The 23,352-nt window shown below is 60.2% G+C and carries 22 protein-coding genes; 7 read left to right on the forward strand and 15 right to left on the reverse strand.

Going from position 1 to position 23,352, the window contains the following annotated elements:
• Positions 1–122 precede the first annotated feature (122 nt).
• Entirely contained in the window at positions 123–1,625 is a 1,503-nt protein-coding gene (mqo, locus tag HMPREF3009_RS11240) for a malate dehydrogenase (quinone) (RefSeq protein ID WP_070682006.1), read from the reverse strand.
• A gap of 300 nt (positions 1,626–1,925) precedes the next feature.
• Here mqo and HMPREF3009_RS11245 point away from each other — a divergent pair, with 300 nt between their 5' ends.
• The 4 genes from HMPREF3009_RS11245 to HMPREF3009_RS11260 all read left to right on the forward strand — a co-directional run bounded on the left by HMPREF3009_RS11245 (position 1,926) and on the right by HMPREF3009_RS11260 (position 5,578).
• The gene (locus HMPREF3009_RS11245; RefSeq protein WP_070682162.1) at positions 1,926–2,939 is read left to right on the forward strand and encodes an alpha/beta hydrolase; all 1,014 of its coding nucleotides are present in this window, start codon (positions 1,926–1,928) and stop codon (positions 2,937–2,939) included.
• A gap of 56 nt (positions 2,940–2,995) precedes the next feature.
• Positions 2,996–4,381, forward strand: a complete 1,386-nt coding sequence (gene mtr / locus HMPREF3009_RS11250) for a mycothione reductase (protein WP_070682009.1) — start codon at positions 2,996–2,998, stop codon at positions 4,379–4,381.
• 341 nt (positions 4,382–4,722) lie between these two features.
• Complete coding sequence (locus tag HMPREF3009_RS11255) at positions 4,723–5,139, forward strand: hypothetical protein (protein ID WP_046648066.1); 417 nt, start codon at positions 4,723–4,725, stop codon at positions 5,137–5,139.
• A gap of 37 nt (positions 5,140–5,176) precedes the next feature.
• Positions 5,177–5,578, forward strand: a complete 402-nt coding sequence (locus HMPREF3009_RS11260) for a hypothetical protein (protein WP_070512652.1) — start codon at positions 5,177–5,179, stop codon at positions 5,576–5,578.
• A gap of 232 nt (positions 5,579–5,810) precedes the next feature.
• On the opposite strand, the gene map is transcribed toward HMPREF3009_RS11260, so the two are convergent.
• From map to dxr, 5 genes are all read right to left on the reverse strand, one after another.
• A complete protein-coding gene (gene map / locus HMPREF3009_RS11265) occupies positions 5,811–6,683 on the reverse strand; it encodes a type I methionyl aminopeptidase (protein WP_046648064.1) in 873 nt (290 codons plus the stop codon).
• Positions 6,684–6,752: 69 nt separating this feature from the next.
• A complete protein-coding gene (locus HMPREF3009_RS11270) occupies positions 6,753–8,603 on the reverse strand; it encodes a penicillin-binding transpeptidase domain-containing protein (protein WP_070545806.1) in 1,851 nt (616 codons plus the stop codon).
• A gap of 58 nt (positions 8,604–8,661) precedes the next feature.
• Positions 8,662–9,825 (reverse strand): flavodoxin-dependent (E)-4-hydroxy-3-methylbut-2-enyl-diphosphate synthase, encoded by a 1,164-nt coding sequence (gene ispG / locus HMPREF3009_RS11275; RefSeq protein WP_046648061.1) that lies wholly within the window; start codon positions 9,823–9,825, stop codon positions 8,662–8,664.
• Positions 9,826–9,889: 64 nt separating this feature from the next.
• The gene (locus HMPREF3009_RS11280) at positions 9,890–11,098 is read right to left on the reverse strand and encodes a M50 family metallopeptidase (protein WP_070682011.1); all 1,209 of its coding nucleotides are present in this window, start codon (positions 11,096–11,098) and stop codon (positions 9,890–9,892) included.
• Positions 11,099–11,113: 15 nt separating this feature from the next.
• Complete coding sequence (gene dxr / locus HMPREF3009_RS11285; protein ID WP_070515649.1) at positions 11,114–12,304, reverse strand: 1-deoxy-D-xylulose-5-phosphate reductoisomerase; 1,191 nt, start codon at positions 12,302–12,304, stop codon at positions 11,114–11,116.
• A 154-nt stretch (positions 12,305–12,458) separates the two neighbouring features.
• On the opposite strand from dxr, the gene HMPREF3009_RS11290 reads away from it, so the two are divergent.
• Positions 12,459–12,908, forward strand: coding sequence for a DUF2631 domain-containing protein (locus HMPREF3009_RS11290; protein ID WP_070515651.1), 450 nt, complete (start codon positions 12,459–12,461; stop codon positions 12,906–12,908).
• 84 nt (positions 12,909–12,992) lie between these two features.
• On the opposite strand, the gene HMPREF3009_RS11295 is transcribed toward HMPREF3009_RS11290, so the two are convergent.
• From HMPREF3009_RS11295 to rlmN, 3 genes are all read right to left on the reverse strand, one after another.
• Complete coding sequence (locus tag HMPREF3009_RS11295; RefSeq protein WP_046648058.1) at positions 12,993–14,582, reverse strand: hypothetical protein; 1,590 nt, start codon at positions 14,580–14,582, stop codon at positions 12,993–12,995.
• The gene (locus HMPREF3009_RS11300; protein WP_049155393.1) at positions 14,579–15,400 is read right to left on the reverse strand and encodes an ABC transporter ATP-binding protein; all 822 of its coding nucleotides are present in this window, start codon (positions 15,398–15,400) and stop codon (positions 14,579–14,581) included. Before HMPREF3009_RS11300 ends, HMPREF3009_RS11295 begins: the two co-directional genes overlap by 4 nt.
• Positions 15,401–15,471: 71 nt before the next feature.
• Positions 15,472–16,578 (reverse strand): dual-specificity RNA methyltransferase RlmN, encoded by a 1,107-nt coding sequence (rlmN, locus tag HMPREF3009_RS11305; protein WP_046648137.1) that lies wholly within the window; start codon positions 16,576–16,578, stop codon positions 15,472–15,474.
• A gap of 93 nt (positions 16,579–16,671) precedes the next feature.
• On the opposite strand from rlmN, the gene HMPREF3009_RS11310 reads away from it, so the two are divergent.
• Positions 16,672–17,076 carry a LapA family protein gene (locus tag HMPREF3009_RS11310; protein WP_046648056.1) on the forward strand — a complete coding sequence of 135 codons (405 nt, stop codon included), beginning with the start codon at positions 16,672–16,674 and terminating at the stop codon, positions 17,074–17,076.
• A 3-nt stretch (positions 17,077–17,079) separates the two neighbouring features.
• On the opposite strand, the gene HMPREF3009_RS11315 is transcribed toward HMPREF3009_RS11310, so the two are convergent.
• The 5 genes from HMPREF3009_RS11315 to rpsB form a co-directional block, all read right to left on the reverse strand.
• Positions 17,080–17,934: a phosphatidate cytidylyltransferase gene (locus HMPREF3009_RS11315; RefSeq protein WP_175973262.1), complete on the reverse strand. Its 855-nt coding sequence runs from the start codon at positions 17,932–17,934 to the stop codon at positions 17,080–17,082.
• A gap of 132 nt (positions 17,935–18,066) precedes the next feature.
• Positions 18,067–18,624 (reverse strand): ribosome recycling factor, encoded by a 558-nt coding sequence (gene frr / locus HMPREF3009_RS11320; RefSeq protein ID WP_046648055.1) that lies wholly within the window; start codon positions 18,622–18,624, stop codon positions 18,067–18,069.
• 70 nt (positions 18,625–18,694) lie between these two features.
• Positions 18,695–19,432 carry a UMP kinase gene (gene pyrH / locus HMPREF3009_RS11325; RefSeq protein ID WP_046648054.1) on the reverse strand — a complete coding sequence of 246 codons (738 nt, stop codon included), beginning with the start codon at positions 19,430–19,432 and terminating at the stop codon, positions 18,695–18,697.
• 248 nt (positions 19,433–19,680) lie between these two features.
• Positions 19,681–20,493, reverse strand: a complete 813-nt coding sequence (tsf, locus tag HMPREF3009_RS11330) for a translation elongation factor Ts (RefSeq protein WP_070682014.1) — start codon at positions 20,491–20,493, stop codon at positions 19,681–19,683.
• A gap of 247 nt (positions 20,494–20,740) precedes the next feature.
• Positions 20,741–21,568 (reverse strand): 30S ribosomal protein S2, encoded by an 828-nt coding sequence (rpsB, locus tag HMPREF3009_RS11335; protein WP_010190382.1) that lies wholly within the window; start codon positions 21,566–21,568, stop codon positions 20,741–20,743.
• A 398-nt stretch (positions 21,569–21,966) separates the two neighbouring features.
• Between rpsB and HMPREF3009_RS11340 the strand changes: the two genes are divergently transcribed.
• On the forward strand, positions 21,967–22,473 hold the full coding sequence (locus HMPREF3009_RS11340; protein ID WP_070515659.1) for a M23 family metallopeptidase: 507 nt from the start codon (positions 21,967–21,969) through the stop codon (positions 22,471–22,473).
• Here the strand turns inward: HMPREF3009_RS11340 and HMPREF3009_RS11345 are convergent.
• Positions 22,436–23,347, reverse strand: a complete 912-nt coding sequence (locus tag HMPREF3009_RS11345; protein WP_070682018.1) for a tyrosine recombinase XerC — start codon at positions 23,345–23,347, stop codon at positions 22,436–22,438. The genes HMPREF3009_RS11340 and HMPREF3009_RS11345 overlap by 38 nt on opposite strands.
• Positions 23,348–23,352 lie beyond the last annotated feature (5 nt).

The raw sequence follows: 23,352 nt of genomic DNA on the forward strand, positions 1-23,352 counted from the left end.
TCTCGCATGCGCTCTCTCAAACGCACAACATAAGTATGGAGCATCCTCCTTGGCGAAGCGTTCCGATGCACTGGACGCTTCCTGCCAGTTACTGAGAGTTACCTGCGAAGCGAAAAGCGGGACTACTTGGACTCAAGCTGCAGGGTCTTCTGCGTGTACTCCCACATCTCCTCGTAGAGCTTCTTGTCCTTGGAGAGCTTGGTGCCGTAGGACGGAATCATTTCTTGGATCTTATCGCCCCACTGAATCATGTGCTCGCCGAAGCAGCGCTCCAGCAGCTCAATCATGATTGCCGGGGTGATGGAGGCACCCGGGGAAGCGCCGAGCAGGCCGGCGATATTGCCCTCGGGGTTGTTGATGAGGGTGGTACCGAACTCCAAGGAGCCGAATTGCGGTGCACCCGCCGGCTTAATGACCTGGACGCGCTGGCCAGCGATGACGGTCTCCCAATCGGCCGGATCGGCGCTCGGGACGTATTCCTTGAGGGTTTCGACGCGCTTGTCGAAGTCCTTGAGGACCTCGGTCACCAGGTACTTGGTCAGACCAAACTCCTGTGCTGCCACGCCCAGGTAAGAGGTGATGTTGTCGGGACGGATGGACTTGAACAGGTCCAGGTAGGAGCCCTTCTTCAGGAACTTCGGGGACCAGCCACCGTAGGGGCCAAACAGCAGGCCTTCTTCACCGTCGATGACACGGGTGTCCAGGTGCGGCACGGACATCGGCGGAGCACCGACGGCAGCCTTGCCATAGACCTTGGCGTGGTGCTGCTTGACCAGCTCCGGGTTCTTGGAGCGCAGCCACAGGCCAGAGACCGGGAAGCCCGCGAAACCAGAGACCTCACGGACACCTGCCTTGCGCAGCAGATCGAGCGCGTAACCGCCGGCGCCGACGAAGACAAACTTGGCGTGGACAGCTTCGTAATCACCGGTGTGCAGGTTCTTTGCTACCACACGCCACTTGGAACCGTCACGCTTAATATCGACGACCTCGTGGCCGTAGCGGATCTCGGTGCCTGCAGCCTTAGCTGCGGTGAAGAACTGCTTAGCCAGGGCGCCAAAGTTAACGTCAGTACCGGCATCGGTCCACGAGATGGCCACCTTCTGGGAGCCGAAATCGCGGCCCTCAGACATCAGGGGCAGCTTCTCCTGGAAGGTGGCGTCATCATCACTGAACTGCATGTTCGGGAACATGTGATTGTCCTTCAGCGCGTCGAAACGGCGCTTCAGGTAATCCACCTGAATGGAACCCTGCGCGAAGGACACGTGTGGAACCGGGTTAATGAAGGCCTTCGGGTCAGTGAGGATGCCGTTATTGAGCTGGTGGGACCAGAACTGGCGAGAAACCTGGAACTTCTCGTTGATGTTCAGGGCCTTGGAAACGTCAATGCGGCCGTTCTTCTCCGGGGTGTAGTTCAACTCGCACAGTGCAGAGTGGCCCGTACCGGCGTTATTCCACGGGGAGGAGGACTCAAGAGCAGGACCGTCCAAGCGCTCGAACACCATCTGAGTCCAGCTGGGCTCGAGTTCACGCAGCATGGCGCCGAGGGTGGCGCTCATGATACCTGCACCAATGAGTGCGACCTCAACCTCGTCTACTACTTGTGCTGTCTTCTTATCGGAGGACACTGTACTTATTACCTCTTAGAGTCGATGTATTCGATGTGGTCAAATGCCCTGCGCATGTGGGTGCGCAGGGCGCGGTGAGAAAGCGCTCGACGATGCTAAGGCCAAGCCGGCATACAGACCTCCACTCAGGAAGATCCGTCAAGCATTAATTCCACCTTACGCCCCTTCCTGCGAAATAGGCATTCCTCGAAACATAAATGCCCGAATCCCAAACCACCACCCCTTTTGAGGTGCAGGGCATATCAGCTCAGCTCCCCGCCCATCCGGACGGATCTGACCGCACGACCTATCATGAGCTCCATGACATTTGACAAACTCGAATGGTCAGAAGATCTTCTCGGCCCAGACTTTCAGGCTGCCACGCTCGAACTCGGCACCGATCCCGATGGTGAAGGCGATGTCTGCGCGACTCTCGTGCGCTACTGCCCCGCCGCCAACGCCCACGACGATCGCCCCGCCCTAGTGTGGGTCCACGGCATGACAGACTACTTCTTCCACGAGCACGTGGCCCGCTACTTCTATGAGCTTGGCTACGCCTTCTATGCAGTCGATTTGCGCAAATGTGGTCGCTCCCGCCGGGAGGGACAAACCTGGCACTACATCAGTGATGTGCAGTATTACGATGCCGACCTCAACGCGGCCCTCGACGCCCTCCCCAACCCACGTGTCGTCATCATGGGACACTCCACAGCCGGCACCATCATCGCTCTGTGGCTTGATCGTCTTCGCCGCCACGACCCCGCGCGTTTCAGCCGTATCGCCGGTGTCGTTTTCAACAGCCCTTGGCTGGCCATGATGGGAATGTCGGACGGCGCTTATGAGGTGGTCAAGCGCATAGTTTATGCCGGCGCTGCTATCGCTCCACGCGTCGAGCTACCCGCCGGGGATCTCACCACCTACGGGGAATCCATCCATTCCCACGAACAGGGCGAGTGGGATTTTGATCGCCGCTTGAAACCGCTGGGCGGGCACGCGAAATACTTGGGCTGGGTCGCTGCTGTTTTCCACGGCTTCGACGCCATCCATTCCGGGCGTATCACCATTGGAGTTCCACTGCTGACGATGACCTCGGCGCGCTCACAACTTGATCAGCCCTATAGCGAGTCCTCCAACACGGCCGATGTCGTCGTCGATGTCCGGCAAAGTCAGCGCTGGGCTAAGGAGCTGAGCTCGCGCTACACCCTCCACGTCGTCCAAGATGGCCGCCACGACCTTTTCCTCTCTCGGCCCGAACCGTTGGAGGACGCGCTGAATGCCGCGGCCGAGTGGCTTCGCGTCGTTGCGCCGATAAACGCAGAACAGCGTGCTCAGTAAGTGTGCGCACTGCGCGCTCTTCGACCTCCAGAAGCCGCGGCTGTAGAACCTTTACAATGGTCGCCATGACTTCTGCACAGCACTTTGATCTCGTCATCATCGGCACCGGGTCGGGAAACTCCATCCCCTCCCCCGAGTTTGACGATAAATCTATTGCCATCATTGAAAAGGGAACCTTCGGAGGCACCTGCCTCAACGTAGGCTGCATCCCTACAAAAATGTACGTCTATGCGGCCGACGTTGCGCTTGCTGCGCGTGAAGCCACGCGCCTTGGCGTCAGCGCCCACGTGGACGCTGTGGACTGGGAGGGCATTGTCAAGCGCGTCTTCGACAACCGCATTGATCTGATCGCCCAAGGCGGCGAAGAGTACCGCCGCGGCGAGGAGACCCCAAATATTACGGTCTTTGACCAACACGCGCGGTTCATCGGACCAAAGACCCTGCAGGTGGGCGATGACATTATCACTGGCGACAACATCGTCATCGCTACCGGTTCGCGCCCGGTACTACCTGAGCCCTATGCCAGCGCAACTGCCCCGATCCATACCAACGAAGACATCATGCGCCTGGATAAGCAGCCCCGCAGCCTCATCGTTGTCGGCGGTGGCTACATCGCTATGGAGTTCGCCCATGTCTTTGACGGCCTGCGCACCAAGGTAACCGTGGTCAACCGCTCGGAGACATTCCTCCGCTTCCTCGATGAAGAGCTACGCTCACGCTTCAACGACATCCTGCGAGAGCGTTTCGATGTCCGCATCGGTAGCGCCACGGCGGTGGAAGAAACCGCAAACGGTGTGCGCCTCACCTTGGATAACGGTGACGTCCTAGAAGCAGAGGCAATCCTTGTCGCCACCGGCCGCCAGCCTAACGGCGACCAGATGGATCTCTCCGCCAGTGGGATCGAGATACACGAAGACGGGCGCATCAAGGTCGACGAGTACGGCCGCACCACTTGTGAGGGCGTGTGGGCGCTGGGCGACGTCTCCTCGCCCTACATGCTCAAGCACGTCGCCAACGCGGAGCAGCGAGCAGTGCAGCACAACCTGTTGCACCCAGAGGATCTTCAGCCCATGCCCCACAAGCACGTTCCCGCCGCCGTCTTCACTCACCCACAAATTGCGACCGTGGGTCTCACCGAAGCCCAGGCCCGCGAGCAGGGCTACGACGTGACAGTAAAGGTACAGAACTTCGGCGATGTCGCCTATGGCTGGGCCATGGAGGATTCAACGGGCGTCTGCAAGCTCATCGCCGACCGCTCGACCGGTCAGCTCCTCGGCGCTCACCTCATGGGCCCGCAAGCCTCCACGCTCATACAACAGTTAATCACCGCAATGAGCTGCGGCCTCGACATGCGCACGTTCGCCCGTTCACAGTATTGGATCCACCCGGCGTTGCCGGAGGTCGTCGAAAATGCTGTTTTGGGACTAGAGTGGCTAGAGTGATCGTTACAGATCGCTCAGTGATTTATTTCACACTACCATTGAACTAATTTCCCCTTATTTACCTATTGGCATTACAAGGGCGCCTTAACACCTGCAACATCACTCAGCCAGCTTTCAGGGTTTAACCCAATTTGGGGGTACCTCTGCCGCTCGCGTAAAAGAACGCTCCAACTAGCGTGCATTTTGACTGATCGTTGGATAGGTTTTATACAGACACCGGAACGAGTCGATGGTCTCTGTCGGCTCAGTGTGTTTTGGGGATACCAAACTCATCCCTATCCCTGTGAATCGAGGCTCCTCCGCCAGGAGGCCTTGCACGTACGACATTAAGGAATTTTGATATGCGTATCCGCAATGCAGCCCTCGCCGGCGCTACCGCTCTCGCAGTTGCCTTCGGCGGCTCCACCGTTGCCACCGCAGCCACCTTCGACGGCTCCAACACCACCGAAGCTGTCGAAGACGCAAAGGGCGGTCAGCCTTACGACAAGCCTGAGGGCTCCCTGTCCTCCAAGGTTGGCGGCTGGTTCAACGTCGACGAGAACGACAACATCGGCACCGAGGCTGACGGCCGTGCCATCTTTGGTTCCTCCAAGTCTGAGCACTGCGATGAGGGCGAAGCTGGCGAGTGCACCACCATCGGCGACCAGCCGACCTGGGCCAAGACCTTCTACGGCGTAGGCGTTGCTAGCGCCGTCGCTTCCATCGCCGGCCTCATCGGCGTGGTCTACAACTTCTTCGTCCACGGCCCGTCCTTCTAAGACGCCCCACACACACTTTCCGAAAGGCTTAAACTTCATGCGTAACTTCCGCACCGCCGCTGTTGCTGCTGCAACCGCCGCCTCCGTTGCTTTCGCTGGCACCTCCGTTGCTTTCGCTGCTGAGAACACCGAGGAAACCTCCCTCTCCTCCGAGCTGTCCTCCGCAAACGAGAAGGTCAAGGAGGACGACAGCGACGCTACCCTGTCCTCCAAGTGGGGCGACGCTACCGAGGGTGACAAGAAGGTCACCGGCGCTGACCTCTTCGGCGAGAACACCGCTGATGACACCACCAACCCGACCTGGGCTAAGGCTTGGCGTGAGGGCACCTACGCTGCTATCGGCTCCGCCATCGCAGGTGCCCTGTTCGCTGCGTACAACTTCGCTGTGTACAACCACATTATCCCGGCACACGTGCTGGACCCGATCTTCCGCCGCTAATTAGTACGCGGACTCGCTGATTAGCTCAGCGCCTTAGAAAGCGCCCATCTCCTTTTACGGAGGTGGGCGCTTTGTCTATCTCCGACCTCTGGCGCAACGGGCGCACGCACCCCCTCCAAACTGACGAAAGTGCTCCGGATCCTTGAAGAATCCGGAGCACTTTCGTCAACAAGGGCAGCTCTATGCGTCTTAAGAGGTACTGTCTTAAGACCGAGCCTTACCGCCTCTTAGGCTAGTCGAGTTCACCAGGCAGGGTAAGAATCTCGTTTCCATCATCGGTGATAACGATGGTGTGCTCGAACTGGGCGGTGAACTTGCCATCGGTGTTCTGGACGGTCCAGCCGTTGTCCCAAATCTCATAGTCCAGCGATCCCAGGTTGATCATCGGCTCGATGGTCAGCGTCATTCCCGGCTCGAGGATGTCGCGGTAGGTCATAGAGTCATAGTGCAGCACGACGAGGCCGTTGTGGAAGGTGGGGCCCACACCGTGGCCAGTGAAATCGGTAACCACGTTGTAGCCGAAACGATTGGCGTAGGACTCAATAACGCGACCAATAACGTTAATCTCACGGCCGGGCTTCGCGGCCTTGATGCCGCGCATCATCGCTTCCTTCGTACGCTCCACCAACAGCTTGTGCTCCTCTGAGACATTACCCGCGAGGAAGGTAGCGTTGGTATCGCCATGCACACCATTCTTGAAGGCTGTGACGTCGATATTGACGATGTCGCCATCCTCAATCACCGTGGTATCCGGGATGCCGTGGCATACAATCTCATTGAGGGACACGCAACAGGACTTGGGAAATCCCAAGTACCCCAGCGTCGACGGGTAGGCACCGTGATCGCACATGTACTCGTGCGCAACGCGGTCAATCTCATCCGTGGTCACGCCGGGAGCAACAGCTTTCCCGGCTTCCTGCAGAGCGTTGGCCGCGATGCGTGAGGCCTCACGCATAGCCTCAATGACCTCCGGGGTCTGCACAAACGGCTCGCCCTGCGCTTCCTGGACCGTATCCTTCCACACGTACTCTGGGCGTTCAATATCCTTCGGTACCGTGCGGATTGGAGTATCTTTTTCTTGTTTCAGCATCGCGCGCTTAGTCATAACTACTCATGGTAGCCCTCTTCCCCAGCACCCGACAAAGAGCACCATTGGCGCGCTCATAAGCGCGCGCTATTGCTCTTGTGCGGGAGCAACCTCGCCGTGGCCTTCCGCGCGGAAGGCGTCCAAACGCTGTAGGAAGTTATCAGTGATGTTGACCGAAATCGTCGAGCCACCGCCCAACACCACGAGTGTGGCAAAAGCAATGTCATCATCGCGGAAGCCGGTAAACCACGCGTGCGAGCCGTCGTTGATTTCTGCCTCACCGGTCTTTCCATAAATGGTTCCCTGTGCTTGCATACCCGCCGCAGTACCGCTCGCCACCACCTGACGCATCATGTCCCGTACCTGATTCAGCGTCTCTTCACTCGGCGCGGGGACCTCCTCGGAAACCTTGGTCTCCCGTGTCTCGATGAGAGTCGGCGTCGGGGTCTTGCCAGCCGCTACCGTCGAAGAAACAAGCGCCATGCCAAAGGGAGAGACAAGGTCAAGGCCCTGGCCATAGCCGGCTTCCGTGCGTTCAAGCGGGGTTTCTCCCTCTGGGATCGATCCGGTAATCGTCGAGAGCCCCGGCACCTCGTAGTCGATGCCCAGCCCGTATTGCTTGCCCACGTCGCGAAGCTCACCCTTGGGGAGGTCGGTCGAGATCTGCGCGAACGTGGTGTTGCAGGATTGTGCAAAGGCTTGGCGCAGCGGTACCGAGCCGAGCGAGAACCCGTTGTAGTTGGTCACGGTGCGCCCGTACAGATCCATGGTGCCCGGGCAGGGCACGATGGAATCTGTGGACAGGCCTTGCTTGTCGACGCCCGCCGAGGCCGTAATAATCTTGAAGACCGATCCGGGAGGGAACTGGCCTTGGAGGGCGATGTCGCCCTTCTTATCTGCTTCCGGGGTTTGCGCCACGGCCAGAATTTCGCCCGTGGAGGGGCGCATGGCCACAATCATGGCCTCGTACCCGGGGTGCAGATTAATGGCTTCTTGCGCAGCACGCTGAACGTCATAATCCAGCGAAACCTTGATGGACGGAGCCGCTTCGGGCTCGTGATACTCGACGTCGGATAGCGCAGCCCCGTGTTCGTTCACGACAGAGACGGACCAACCATTCTTGCCATCGACTTCTTCAGAAACCATGGATCGCACACGGGAGAGGATGTCGGGTGCCAGGCCGGTATCGCGAGTGATGAGCGCCGGCTCCTCATTGAAGCGAATCCCCTTCTGGTTTTCCAGGACGGGACGCAGCCTCGCTGCCTGGGCCTCGTTGAGAATGGTGACCGAGTAGGAGCCATCGATTCCTTCGAGGTTTGTGGCAAGTTCGCCAGAATCAACCTCCGGAATGGAATCATCCTCCCGATGCGCTTGGCTCAAAGCGCCGGAAATCTTAGCTGCCAGCGGACGCGGGTCATCGACAGCGTCGGTATCGACAACAAGGCGGTATTGCAGCCCCGGTGACATCAGCTCGACGCCATCGGAGGAGACCACGCCTGCGCGCTTCGGCGCGACTGAGCGCAGCTCGAGGTGCTGGTGTGCGCCGAGATCGGGGTGAATGATGCTGGGCTGCCAGCGGACAGTCCAGTCCTTGTCCTTGCGAGTCAAGGCCATAGACGTGTCATAGCGGAGGGAACGATTACGCGGCAGCGTCCACGTCACTGAATAGTGCGCGGTGGCCTGAGCCTCTTCCTGATCTACCCCGGTCAGCTCGACGTCAAGGCCCTCTGCTTGGAGGCCGGCGAAGGTGGCGTCGAGGGTGTTCGTGGCGGTGGTTCCGTCATCGATCAGCTGTACCAGCTCTTCATTGTTGCGAGTTTCCATGCTCTCAAGAAACTCTTCTGCAATTGGGCGCGCGGACACCGGCTTGGGGGTACATCCCACCACAGACGACGCCGCGAAACCTACCGCACCCAGCAGCGCCACGAACCTCTTCATGCTTGGGCAGCGTAGCAGCCTGGGGCGGCGCGGCGGCCACCCCACACCGCAGGGCGTGCTACTTGGTAACGCGAACCTCAGCCTTGGCGCCTTCCACGGCCTCGAGGCCTTGCTCCTCCGCCAGGCGCATCGCTTCTTCGATGAGCGTTTCCACGATCTTGGATTCAGGAACGGTCTTGATGACCTCACCCTTGACGAAGATCTGGCCCTTGCCGTTACCGGAGGCCACACCGAGGTCTGCATCGCGGGCCTCGCCCGGGCCGTTCACCACGCAGCCCATGACGGCCACGCGCAGCGGGAATTCCATACCGTCGAGGCCCTCGGTGACTTCGTTGGCCAGCTTGTACACGTCCACCTGCGCGCGACCACAGGACGGGCAGGAAACAATCTCCAGCTTGCGCGGGCGCAAGTTGAGGGACTGCAGGATCTGGTCGCCGACCTTGATTTCTTCCACCGGATCCGCCGAGAGGGACACGCGGATGGTGTCGCCGATGCCTTCGGCAAGCAGGGCGCCGAAAGCAACCGAAGACTTGATGGTGCCCTGGAATGCGGGGCCGGCCTCGGTGACGCCAAGGTGCAGCGGGTAGTCACACTGAGCGGCGAGCTGACGGTAGGCCTCCACCATGACGACTGGGTCGTTGTGCTTCACGGAAATAGCGATGTCTCCGTAGCCGTGCTCCTCAAAGAGGCCAGCTTCCCACAGTGCGGACTCGACGAGGGCCTCCGGGGTTGCCTTGCCGTATTTCTCCATGATGCGCTTGTCCAAGGAACCTGCGTTGACGCCGATGCGAATCGGAATACCGGCATCGCCCGCCGCCTTGGCGACTTCCTTCACGCGACCATCAAATTCCTTGATGTTGCCCGGGTTGACGCGCACGGCAGCGCAGCCGGCGTCGATGGCGGCGAAGATGTACTTGGGTTGGAAGTGGATGTCGGCGATCACGGGGATCGGAGACTTCTTGGCAATCGCCGGCAAAGCCTCCGCGTCCACCGTCTTCGGGCAGGCAACGCGAACGATGTCGCAGCCCGATGCGGTCAGCTGGGCAATCTGCTGAAGGGTGGCGTTGACGTCGTGCGTCTTCGTCGTGGTCATCGACTGCACTGAAATGGGGTGATCAGAGCCCACACCAACCTGGCCAACCATGAGCTGGCGCGTCTTGCGGCGCGGCGCCAAGGTAGGGGGTGGGCCGTCGGGGATTCCAAGACCAATAGGGGTCGACATGTGCGCTCCTTGCTAATTGGGGTTTAACGCCCCCACTCTAGCACCGCACGGGGCAGCCGGATCACTAGCCAAATAGCCGGATCGGATTGACCACATCCGCAATCATGATGAGCGCGCCCACCGCCATGAGGAGGAAAGCCAGCACATAGGTAATAGGCATGAGCTTGGTATAGTCTGCCGGCCCCTTCGGCTCCTTGCCCATGAGGCGGCGCAGAGCATCGCGGATCTTCTCATAGATGATGACGGCGATGTGACCACCATCAAAAGGCGGCAACGGGATGAGGTTAAACAGCGCGAGGAAGAAATTGAGAGTGGCCAACATCATAAAGAAGGAGGACCACAGGCTGCGCTCCACTAGTTCGCCGCCCACACGGGAGGCTCCCACCACGGACATGGGGCCGTTGACATCGCGCTCCTGCCCAAAGATGGAAGCCACCACACCCGGAATCTTTGCGGGGAACTGGGCGATTCCTTGGACCGTGGCGTTGAGTGCATAGCCCGAGTAGCGGGCGGTCGCCGGGATAGCGTCGACAAAGGAGTAGGTCTCCCTGATGTCGATTACCTGGTTACTCATGCCGATGGCACCGACCTCCACCAGTTGCCCCTCGGCGTTGAGCCGGGTCACCGTCGACAGGGTGATGTCGAAGTCACGCGGAGCGCCATCGCGTTCCACTGTGAGGGTGACGGTTTCGCCCGGGTGGGTCATGACGGTGTCTCGAAGCTGGGCGAAGGAATCCATCGTTTCACCGTTGAGCGCTAGAACGATGTCCCCTGGTTCTACTCCCGCTTCACCTGCCGGGCCCAGCCCTTGGCAGGAATCTAGGGTGCCGTCAGCCTTCTGGTTCACAGCACAGGACACTTCACCAACGCGCGGGCGAACATCCGCGTCTGGGTTGGGCAGGCCCGTGGTCATGGCAATGATCAGCAGGATAATGAAACCCAACAGCAGGTTGACCGTGATTCCACCAGCCAGCACGATGATGCGCTGCCATGCCGGCTTCTTGTACATGGCGTAGGGCTCTTCCTCCTCGGTGAGGAACTCATCCTGCGCGGTCATGCCCGCGATATCACAGAAGCCGCCCACCGGGAACGCCGCGAGGCCATATTCGGTATGGCCCCGCGTAAAGGACGCTATGCGGGGTCCGAAGCCGATGAAGTAGCGCCGCACTCGCATCCCGAAGGCACGGGCGGTGAACATGTGGCCTGCCTCGTGTAGGGCAACGGTGATGCCGATCCCCAAAGCGAAGAGGATAATACCGAGGACATTTGCCATAAACTCTGAGGCTTTCTAACGAGCGAGCGAATCCACCAGCGCGTTCGCGCGACGGCGGGCCTCACCTTCCACAGCGAGGACATCATCGACGCTAGAGGGTACACCAGCGAACTCCGAGGCCTGACCCACGACGTGGCTAACCACGTCAACAATTTCCGGGAAGTGGATGCGACCCGCCAGGAAAGCCGCTGCTGCCTCCTCGTTCGCAGCGTTATATACAGCGGCATGCGTGCCGCCGGCAGCGGCTACCTCGCGGGCAAGGCGAACGGCTGGGAAGGCTTCGTCATCGAGCGGCTCGAAGCGCCAGTCATGAGCGGCGGAAAAGTCCAACGCCGGCTGAGCGCCGGGTACTCGGTGTGGCCAGTCCAGCGCCAACGAGATCGGCAGCTTCATCGACGGCGGGGAACACTGCGCAATCGTGCAGCCATCGGTGAAGGTGGCCATGGAGTGCACGATGGATTGGGGGTGAACGGTGACATCAATAAGGTCCGGGTGGATGTCGAACAGCAAGGTCGCCTCGATGAGCTCAAGGCCCTTATTCACCAAAGTCGCCGAATTCAGGGTGTTCATCTGCCCCATCGACCACGTCGGGTGTTGCGCTGCTTGCTGCGGGGTGACATCCCACATCTCCTCGCGGGTCCAGCCACGGAAAGGACCACCGGAGGCAGTAAGAACGAGGCGCTCGAGCTCCACACCGCTGCCCGCACGCAGGCACTGCGCCATGGCGGAATGCTCGGAATCCACCGGAATAATCTGCCCCTCCCCCGCCAAGCGGGTGACGATGGAGCCGCCGGCGACAAGGGATTCTTTGTTCGCCAACGCCAACAGCTCGCCCTTCTCCAAGGTGGCGATGGTGGAGGCCAAGCCCATGGATCCAACAAGTGCGTTGAGAACCTTATCCGCATCGATGGCCTTGACAAGTTGTTCTGCGGAGTCTGGGCCCGACAGCACAGCGCCGCCGAGAGCCTCGGAAACGGTGCGGGCCGCCTCGGGCTTAGCGACGGCCACGTGGTCAAACGAAAGGTTGAGAGCGCGGGCCTGCTCAATAACGAGCTGTGGGTTGGACCCACCGGCAGCGATACCCACGACTGTGAATTTATCTGGATTATCCGCGATAACGTCCAGAGCCTGGGTGCCAATCGAGCCAGTAGAGCCGAGAATCAGAATGCGTTGGGTACTCACCCTGTTCACACTAGCCGGAGTCATAGGTGCTCCGATAGCGAAAGGCGGGGGTGTTTAATCGCGGTTGTCGGCAGGATCATTTAAACTACTACACAGAATAACTGGCATTTTTCGTGCGCTCGCTCGACTCAACTAGTTCTATCCAGGGTGAGCTGCATGTACACGCAAAGGAGAGCAAGTGTCTTCCCACAAGCCGGCATCGCAGGTTTTCGACGGCGTATCCACCGATGACGTCCCGTCCGCAGGTTTCGGTTGGTCCCGCATCAGCCGCTCGGGCGTACAGATCGCCGGCTGGACGTCCGTCGTCTTCCTGCTTGCTTATAACTTTGGTAACCACAAGGGCCACGTGGAGACGATTTGGCTGATCACTCTGGCAGTCCTTATCGCCCTCGGTTTGGTGATTTACGCCCTGCAGCCGAAGCTCTCCCAGGTGCGCACCTTGACCGCCCGTAACAAGCCGGTAGGCCACGAGGAGCCGGACTGGGCATACGAGCAGAAGACCGTTCACAACGTCTACGCTTCCCTGACTGATGATGAGCTGCGTGCCCTCAACATCGAGCCTTCTCGCGTTGCCCACCTTCGTGATGTGACCGAAGGCCGCCACGCTGCCAAGCCGGTGGCTAACTAACGCTTCTTCGCTTTACGCAAAGCTCCCTTTCTGCAGTTCACGGATGGCCTGCAGAAAGGGAGCTTTGTTTTATCTCTTTCACTCCTAGGTCACGTATCGGTTGACCACCGCGTAGATTTCCGGGGTTCGCTCTTGTGCTCTGTTTCCAGCGAAGCGCCAGACAACGGCGTAAACCAGCGCCGGAACCAGCAGCGAAACCATTACTGCAACGTAAAGCAGCCAGCCTCCTCGCTCGTAAACGAGGGCAGAAACCACGATGCCGGGCAGCGCGGGCACCCATACCAACAGCATGCCGACGAACGCAGTGAGAAAAGCACCAGCGGAATAGCCAGATTTATCATTCCACCGGTTCTGCCCAGGGGCGGACAAAGGATAAGGATTGAGCACCGTCAACCCCAAGCCCACCGCCGCCGTGGAGATAAACACTCCTAGGGCCACAGCTGTGCTCACCATGCCCAAGGTGACGTCATCACTAAAGACAAGAACCACTACAGCAAGCAGAACAAACCCAATCAAAGGAATAGTCACGTGTGCGAGGTGGCGCGCATGAAGGATGGTGCGCGGGGCAACCGGCGCCACCATGTGAACCCAATTCGATGGCCCGTCGAAGCCATAATCATTAGCCAAGAGCGAAGAGAGCACGATTGCGCTGAAGCACAGCATAAAATAGGCGGTGAAATCATCGCCCTTCCACAGCTGATAGAGCGTCACCACGCCAAACAGAGGCATCATGTACAGCATGCCTGTTTGCCGCTTGTCACGGGTGAGATAACGCAACGCGCGGGTATATTCCATCGCCGCCGGACTGGAATAAGACCACGCGCCCAACTCCAACTTGGATACTCCCTTGCCCGTCACCTCGCTGGCTGCGTCACCACCCGCTCCCGGATTGCGCATGAGGCCGGTTATCTGACGGGACCACCCCCATGCCAACAGGCCAAGGCTGGCCACCGCGATGAGCAGTTGGGCTAGGGCGGTGAGGAAGTGGCCGTCGGCAAGCGCGAGCGCCCACCCCACCCCTGCACCAAACGGGGTCCAGGCGCTAACGGCACCCACCGCGTGAAGAGGCGGCAAAGACTCCAGGACGCTCTGCGCCTGCAGCATGCCAAAGACCAGCAAGCCCATGACCACCATCGCCGCGATTTGGGTGCGGGATTTCTGGGAATCCGCGATGGCGGAAGCCACTTGGCCAAGGCATTCGCCGAAGATGATGGTCGTCGCACACGAGAGAACCATGCCGACGACGAAGGGCACTGCGGCCCATCCTGTTCCTGTCAGGATGAGGAAAATGCTGCCGATGATCGCATATACCAGGGAAAAGACAACCGACATGATGGCGCGGGTGGTCAGCAAGCTGGAAAGGAAGAGGCCCGGAAGGACTTCGCGGGGAGTGAGCGGAAGCGCTCCCAGGGTTGTTGGGCTCAGTTGGTTCTCCCCCGCCGGCATAAAGAGAGCCAGGAGAACGTAGATGAGCATGCCGCCTGCCACCCCGACGGTCAGCGCTTGGTAACCGTGGCCCGGGGTGGTGATATCGGTATACACCATGAAGGCGAGCGAAACGAGACCGATAGCCCCGTAGAGAAGCATCATCAGCCCCATGATGAGCGTCGCCGGGTTGGAGGCGACACTGCGCCACCACAGGGTGCGGTGAAGCCTGAACAGAGTGGATGTCATTCGCGCTCACCTGCCGCTGGCGAGCGCAGCCACCCAAACTTCGAGACGTCCAGATCCCGTCCCCCAACGGCCGCGATGAACAGATCGCTCAGGCTTTGGCCCTGCCGGACATCCTCAACGTGGCCTGCGGTGATGACTTGGCCGCCGTTGATGATGGCAACGTGGTCACATAGCCCCTCAACAAGCTCCATGACGTGCGAAGACAAAATAACCGTGCCGCCACGCGCAGCATAGGCGCGCAGCATCTGCTGGATGAGGCGCCCGGAGACCGGATCCACGGCTTCCAGCGGCTCATCGAGGATGAGCACCTCCGGGTTGTGCAGGACGGCGCCGGCCAAGAGGATCTTTTTGGTCATGCCGGCGGAATAATCCGCGATGCGTTTGTCGGCGGCATCGGAGAGGGAGAGGGCGTCGAGAAGCTCCTGCGCACGGCGCAGCGACTCGGCGCGTTCCAGCTTGTGCAAAGCACCGAGGTAGTGGAGATACTCAGCGCCCGTGAGGCGGTCAAAGACCGGCGCACCATCCATGAGCAGACCCATGGCCCGCTTGGCGGGAATGGGCTCCTCCCACACATTGTGACCAGCGATGAAGCTGGAGCCCGAATCGGGACGCTGGAGACCACAGGCCATGGTCAGCATCGTGGTCTTGCCCGCACCATTGGGCCCCACTATCCCGTAGATGGATCCGCGTGGAACATCCAAGTCGAGGCTATTGACAGCGATCTGAGAACCAAAGGACTTGCGCAGGTCGCGCACCGCAAGAGCTTGGGTGCGCGGATCGGCGGCTAAGTCCGCACGATAAGGATGAGTCATAAGCATTAACAGTATCAAGAACCATTAATGCTTCGTTCTCCAGCAAAACTATTGTTAGGAAACTGTAAGCAGGGTGCTTAAGCCGTCTCGCGCTCGTCAGCGGCAAGCTGACCACAGGCCGCAGCGATTTCATCGCCCTTGGTATCGCGCACGGTACACGGCACGCCCTGCGCGATGACGCGGCGGACGAACTCGTCCTGACGCGCCTTCGGAGCGGCGTCCCACTCGGAACCCGGCGTGGGGTTAAGCGGAATGACGTTGACGTGAACCTTGGAGCCCAGCGCCGCATGGAGCTTCCGGCCCAGCATGTCGGCGCGGAAATCCTGATCGTTCTTATCGCGGATCAGCGCATACTCGATGGAGACGCGGCGGCCAGACTTATCGGCATAGTACTTGGCGGCGTCGAGCACCTCCTCGACCGGCCAGCGGTTGTTGACAGGCACGAGAGTATCGCGCAGCTCATCGTCCGGGGTGTGCAGGGACACTGCGAGGGTGCAGGACAAATCCTCATCCGCGAGCTTGCGGATGGCCGGGGCCAAGCCGACCGTCGATACAGTGACGTTGCGCTGGGACAGGCCGAAGCCGCTGAGATCAGGTCCGGTAATCTGGCGCACCGCATGAACCACGCGCTTGTAGTTGGCCAGCGGCTCGCCCATGCCCATGAAGACAACATTGCTTAAGCGCCCGCCTTCCTCTTCCATGAGGCGAGCAGCATGCCTAAACTGCTCCACGATTTCCGCAGTGGACAGGTTGCGGTCCAGCCCGCCCTGGCCGGTGGCGCAGAACGGACAGGCCATGCCGCAGCCGGCTTGGGAGGAGATACACAGGGTGGCGCGCCCTGGGTAGCGCATGAGCACGGACTCCAGCAGCGTGCCGTCGTGCAAACGCCACAGGGACTTGGTGGTCTCGCCGTCGTCGGTGGAAGTCTGCCGGATGGGTTGCATGAGCGTGGGGAACAAACGCTCCTGGACTGCCTCACGGGAGGCAGCCGGGATATCCGTCATCTCGGAAACATCGGCGGTGTGGTGGACGTAGTAGTGCTTGGCCAGCTGCTTTGCCCGGAACTTAGGCAGGCCAAGTTCCGCGAGCGCCTCAATGCGCTCGGCCTCGGTCAGGTCCGCGAAGTGCTTCGGGGGTAGCCCGCGGCGCGGAGCAGAGAAATTCAGTTTCAGTGGTTCAGCCATGGTAGAGCCCATTTTCCACGTTTTCGGCCACATTATCCAATCTAAGCTCTGCTGGAGTGGCGAAAGTGACATCTCAACCTATTTAATAGATGCATGACGAATCCAGAAAACTCCCCTGAGGAATTCCGCACCACCGCTCCGGCCGACGAGCCTCTGACCGACCTGTCTGCGGAAACCACTTCCGGTGGCGGTGCGGTGGAGCCGGCTCCGCGCGCAACCGACTATGACAATAAAAATGACGGAAAGGTCAAGGGCTCCTTCGCCGCCAGCACGTGGATTGCCCTCATCGTGGGCTTCTTGCTGCTCATCGTCCTTATCATCTTCATCCTGCAGAACCAGCACCAAGTACCGCTGAACTTCCTTAACTGGTCAGTGCAGTTCCCCGCCGGTGTCACTTACCTCATCTGCGCCATTGCCGGCGCGCTCATTATGGCCCTGGTGGGCGGCTGGCGCATGTTCGAGTTGCGCCGCCAGGTACGCAAGCAAGCGCGCCGCTAAGACCTACGGCGCCAGGGTGGTCAGGAAGCTCATTGCCACCCACGTGACCATCGCGGATGGCAGCATGCCATCCAGGCGGTCCATGATGCCGCCGTGACCGGGCAGCAAGGCAGACATATCCTTGATGCCCAATTCCCGCTTAAACTGAGACTCCACCAAGTCACCGAGGGTGGCGCAGAAAACGAGCCCGAGGCCCATGAGCGCGCCCACCCATGGAGTGTGGTGCAGCAGGAACGCGAAACTCAATGCACCGGTCAGGGTGCCGAAAACTACCGAGCCGGCAAAGCCCTCCCACGACTTCTTGGGGCTCACCGCGGGGGCCATGGGGTGCGAGCCAAACATTACGCCGGCGATGAAACCACCGGTGTCGGAGGCGACGACGCAGAGCATAAACACGACAATCGACGCCGCCCCCGAGGCGAAGGGGGTCTCCACCCGCGAGAGCATCGCGGCAAAGGTGCCAAATAGTGGGATCCAGGTCAGCACGAAGATACCCACGGACATATCGCGCAGGTAGTTAATCGGGGGTCGGTGTCTACCGTTGTGGAAGAGGCGGCCGAACATCAGCGCCAAAACCGCAACCACATAAACCGCGACGAGGCCAGAAGCATTGAGGAACCACGAGACCCACACCATGGCTTGTCCCAAGACGATGAGCAATGTCCGCGGGACGTAGTAGGAGTGCTCCCGCAGCCTGGTAAGGACCTCCCACATGGCTAGGCCCAGCGCTGTGGCTACGACGAGGTACCACACAAGGGGCCCGGCCCACACCGCAAAGACAACGAGCGCGCCCAAACCAACGCCAACGGCAATCGCCGCGGGCATGTCTCGACCCGCGGAGTTTTTGGGTTTGGGCATTCGGCTCGAGTGCTCAGTGCTCACGCGTGCTCCTCATTCAATCGTGGGGTAAGTCAAGGTCTACACAGAAAAGACCGCCGTGCTGGTCGGTGCCTGGCGCGGCGGCAAGTCAAAACTCTGTGAGCGCGGAGGCTAGACCTCCATGAGCTCTTCTTCCTTGTTGGCTACGAGCTGGTCCACCTGCTCGATGTAGCCGGACGTAATCTTTTCCATCTCCTTCTCGGCGGCGATAACCTCGTCCTCACCCGCGTCGCCATCCTTCTGCAGCTTCTTCAGCTGCTCCATGGCACGGCGGCGGATGTTGCGGATAGCAATTTTGCCGTCCTCGCCCTTGCTCTTGGCCATCTTGACCATGTCACGGCGGCGCTCCTCGGTCAGCTGCGGGATGGTCACGCGCAGTACCTGACCGTCGTTCGTCGGGTTCACGCCCAGATCCGAGTTGCGAATCGCGTTCTCAATCTCATTCATCACGGACTGTTCATAAGGCTTGATGAGCAGCATGCGCGGCTCAGGGACCGAGATGGTGGCCATCTGGGTAATAGGGGTCGGAACCCCGTAGTACTCAGCGACCAAGCCGTTAAACATGGACGGGTTGGCGCGGCCGGTGCGGATGGTGAGCAGCTGCTCACGGGTGTGCTCTACCGAAGCGGTCATGTGCTCTTCAGCTTCGAGCTGGATCTCGTCGATCATGAGGGTTACAACTCCCTTGAAATAGTCAAAAGTTCTGGGAAAGAATTTAGCAGGTCGCAGCCCATTTGTACTAGGACTGAACCAGCGTGCCGATCTTCTCGCCGTTGACGGCACGCTTGATGTTGCCCTCGGTGAGGAGGTTGAAGACCAAAATCGGCATATTGTTGTCCATGCAGAGGCTGAACGCGGTAGCATCGGCCACCTTCAGACCCTTCTCAATAACCTCACGCGGGGTGATTTCGGAATACAGTTCGGCATCCGGGTTGGTCCGGGGGTCGGCCGAATAGACGCCGTCGACTGCCTTGGCCAAGAAGAGGACTTCCGCGCCGATCTCTAGGGCTCGCTGCGCCGCAGTGGTATCGGTGGAGAAGTACGGCATGCCCATTCCGGCGCCGAAGATGACGACGCGGCCCTTTTCCAAGTGGCGGTCGGCACGCAGCGGGAGGTAGGGCTCAGCGATCTGGGCCATGTTGATGGAGGTCTGCACGCGGCAGTCGATGCCCTGCTGTTTGAGGAAGTCCTGCAGCGCCAGGGAGTTCATGACGGTGCCGAGCATGCCCATGTAGTCGGAGCGCGCGCGGTCCATGCCGCGCTGGGAAAGTTCGGCGCCGCGGAAGAAGTTACCGCCGCCGATAACGACGGCGATTTCGGTACCCTGCTGCGCCACCTCGGCAATTTGGCGGGCGACGTTTTCTACCACATCAGGGTCGATGCCGACCTTGCCACCGCCGAACATCTCACCGCCCAGCTTGAGCATGACTCGCTTGTATCCGGTTCGCTTCGGTTCAGGGTTGGTCACGGTCTTCATCGTCTCCTTCACGCATGGCGACGCTTCAGTTAAGCGCTTGAATAATTCTGTTCCATCTTAACCATAGGAAGCCGCTTGCTAATACTCAGCTGCGTGCGAGCCCCACCCTCAGGGGCAGGCTAAAACAGCGAACTCCCTCCCCCACTTCTTTCCTTTGGCCACACGGCGTAGGGAATAGGAGTGGAGGAGGGAACGGAAGGCAGCCGCCGCACGACATGCGGCCATGACTGCGAAAGCTTCAGAAGCGCTTAGACGCCGACCTCGTAACGGACGAAACCGGTAATGGTGGTGCCAACCTCGTCTGCGACCTGCTTAACGGTCTTCTTGGAGTCAGACAGTGCTGCCTGCTCCAGCAGGACCACGGACTTGTAGAAGCCGTTCAGGCGGCCTTCCACAATCTTCGGCAGGGCAGCCTCCGGCTTGCCCTCCTCACGGGTGGTGGCCTCAGCGATCTCGCGCTCCTTCTCAACGATCTCAGCCGGAACGTCCTCGCGGGTGAGGTACTCAGCGTTCATAGCTGCGATCTGGAGAGCGACTGCGTGAGCGCCTTCTGCGTTGCCCTCGTAGGACACCAGGACACCCACTGCCGGCGGCAGGTCAGCGGAACGCTGGTGCAGGTACACAGCTACGTTGTCACCCTCAATGGTGACGGCACGGCGGGCCTGCAGCTTCTCGCCGGTCTTTGCGGACTCTTCGTCGACGACCTCGGGAACCTTCTTGCCGTCAATCTCCAGGTTGTTGAGTTCCTCACCGGAGTTGACCTTGGCCTCACCAGCAGCCTCAGCGATCTTGGCAGCGAAGGACTTGAAAGCCTCGTTCTTGGCCACGAAGTCGGTCTCGCAGTTGATCTCCACCATCGTGTTGCCGGAGACAGCAATCAGACCCTCAGTTGCCTCACGCTCAGCGCGCTTGGACACGTTCTTTGCGCCCTTGATGCGCAGGTACTCAACGGCCTTGTCGTAGTCACCCTGGGACTCGTCGAGAGCCTTCTTGCAATCGAGCATGCCGGCGCCGGTGGCCTCACGCAATGCCTTTACGTCTGCAGCAGTGTAGTTCGCCATAGTTGGAGCGATCCTCCTTGGATTTAAACGGTATTCGTTGAAACAGCGTAGCTGAATCGCTACCACCACGTCGCGTTGAGGGGGTGTTAGCTTTCTCCCACTCCCCCAACGGAGGAAACCCTCTGCGTGGTGTTTCACCCCTGTGGTGTGTCACGCGCCTTCGCAAGCTTCGGAAAACACGTGAGAAAAAGCCCCCATCTCCGCGGACAGTAGGCGCCGCGCGGTACGGGGGCTTCAGGTATGCAGATTACTCTGCGGACTTCTCGGCGTCCTCGGACTTCTCAGCGGAAGCCGGGTCAGACGCAGCGGCAGCCTCAGCGGCGTCGCGGGCGTCCTTCTCAGCGGTGTCGCCGGCGGCCTCCTTGGCCTGTGCAAGCTGGCGCTCCTCGCGAGCCTTCTTGCCCTCATCCACAGCGGTGGCGATGATGCCGGAGAGCAGCTTGGTGGCGCGGATAGCGTCGTCGTTACCCGGAATCGGGAAGTCGACCTCATCCGGGTCGCAGTTGGTGTCCAGGATGGCAACAACCGGGATGTTAAGCTTCTGAGCTTCCTTGACCGCGATGTGCTCCTTGTTGGTGTCAACGATCCACAGTGCGGACGGAGCCTTGGTCATATCGGAGATACCGCCCAGGACGCGCTCCAGCTTGGTGCGCTCGCGGGTCAGCATCAGAACTTCCTTCTTGGTGCGGCCCTTGTAGCCGTCCTCAGCTGCATCCATAGCCTGCAGCTCCTTCATGCGCTTCAGGCGCTTGGAGACGGTCTGGAAGTTGGTGAGCATGCCGCCGAGCCAGCGGTGGTTCACGTACGGCATACCAACGCGGGAAGCCTCTTCAGCAACAGCTTCCTGAGCCTGCTTCTTGGTACCAACGAAGAGGATGGTGCCGCCGTGTGCGACGGTTTCCTTAACGAACTCGAAGGCCTCATCGATGTAGGTCAGCGTCTGCTGCAGGTCGATGATGTAGATGCCGTTACGGTCGGTGAAGATGAAACGCTTCATCTTCGGGTTCCAGCGACGGGTCTGGTGACCGAAGTGGACACCAGCGTCGAGGAGCTCGCGCATGGTTACAACTGCCATGATTCGCTCGCTTTCTATACGTTGTTTCGGTTTTGCAAAAATTGTGCGGTGTTTTATTCCGCACCCTAGCAACGAAGGCCTTGGTCAACACCCCATCATTCATTGTGGGGACCGCGTCAACCACAGACTGTCTCTTCCTTAACCCAGGAAGCGACTACTTCGCCGCGCGTAGTCAGTCCATGTGGTAACCATTCGGTGCCGAGCACAGACTGCTGTGGGCTAGCTTAGTACTGCACACACGGTGATTCCAAACGGCGCGACCGAATCACCTCCGCTGGATTGTTGACAGACTTAACAAACTTTTCCCTAGCGCACCATGAGTTTCTTCAGCACCAGTTTATCCACAGGCGGAGCGCAGCCCCTTCCCTCGAGCCGCGCTCACGCGCAGGCTTGAGGTCATGCGTCACCGTCTACTTTGTTTATCTGCCCTGCTATGCGTTTGGGCCGCGCTTGCCGACGTCCCCCTCGCCGCCGCCTTCGTCGACCCCACCACTGGGGAGCCGGTTGCTTCGCGTGTCTTGCGTGGCTTCGAACCTCCTGAGAAGCGGTGGATGGCCGGGCACCGCGGTGTCGATCTGGATCTACCTGTCGGCGGTAAGGTGCGTGCCGCTGGCGACGGCGTTGTGTACTTCGCAGGCTCCATAGCGGGTAAGCCAGCCCTTTCGATTGCTCATGGCAACGGCCTACGCACCACTTATCAACCAGTGTTCGCGCGGGTTAAGAAAGGTGACCGAGTGCAGGAAGGAGACGTGATCGGCACGCTCGCGCCGTCCGTGGATGGCTATCCGGGACTCCATTGGGGCGCAATTAAAGGTCGCGAGGACTACATCAACCCGCTGGATCTCCTCGGCGAGCCCGTCATTCGACTCAAGCCCGCGGGTGGGAGCGAGCGTAGACGTCCTTAAGGCGCTGGGCAGAAACGTGCGTATAGACCTGCGTGGTCTGCAGAGAAGAATGGCCGAGCAACTCTTGCACGATGCGTAAATCGGCCCCGCCCTCGAGCAGATGCGTAGCCGCGGAGTGGCGTAGGCCGTGCGGGGTGAGCCCCGGCGCGCCCGTGACTTGTGCGGCGCGTTCGACGACGCGGCGGACCTGGCGCGCATCGATTCGGCGTCCGCGCGTGCCCACGAAGACCGCTTCCGTTTCACCGGCGAGCTCGGGGCGCCCCGTCTTCAGCCAGGCGCGCAGCGCGTCGTGGGCCGCGTCCCCGAAGGGAACGACGCGCTGCTTATTGCCTTTACCGGTCACGCGCGCGGTGCTGCGGGAAAGATCCACATCCCCGATGTCCAGGCTCACCAATTCGGCTACACGCGCACCGGTGGCATAGAGAAACTCGAGCATGGCGCTATCACGCAGGAAATGGATCTCATCGGCGGAGACCGCATTGCCCATCAGTTCCCCGGCGGCGGCGGGCGACATCACAGTGGGCAGATGCTTGCCCACCTTGGGCGTAGCCAGGCGCTGGGCGACATCAGTCTCGAGGTGCCCCTCGCGCGCGGCCCACGTGGAAAAGGCGCGCACCGCCGCGGTACGCCGTGCCAGCGTGGAGCGAGACTTTCCCTCATCGACGGCACCCGCCAGCCAGGCACGGAGGGCGTTCAGAGTAAAAGACGAGAAACTCGGGACGTCGGCAGCCAGCAGGCGCAGGTCTGAACAGTAGCCACGGACGGTCGCCTCGGAGCGACCGCGGACAATGCGCTGGTAATCCGCAAAGTCCTCGATCGCTTCCTCCAGCTGGCCGCCCACGCGCCGTTCGGCGTTACCACTTGCTCCACTCATGTCAC

Source organism: Corynebacterium sp. HMSC034H07 (assembly GCF_001815175.1).
GTDB lineage: Bacteria > Actinomycetota > Actinomycetes > Mycobacteriales > Mycobacteriaceae > Corynebacterium > Corynebacterium hiratae.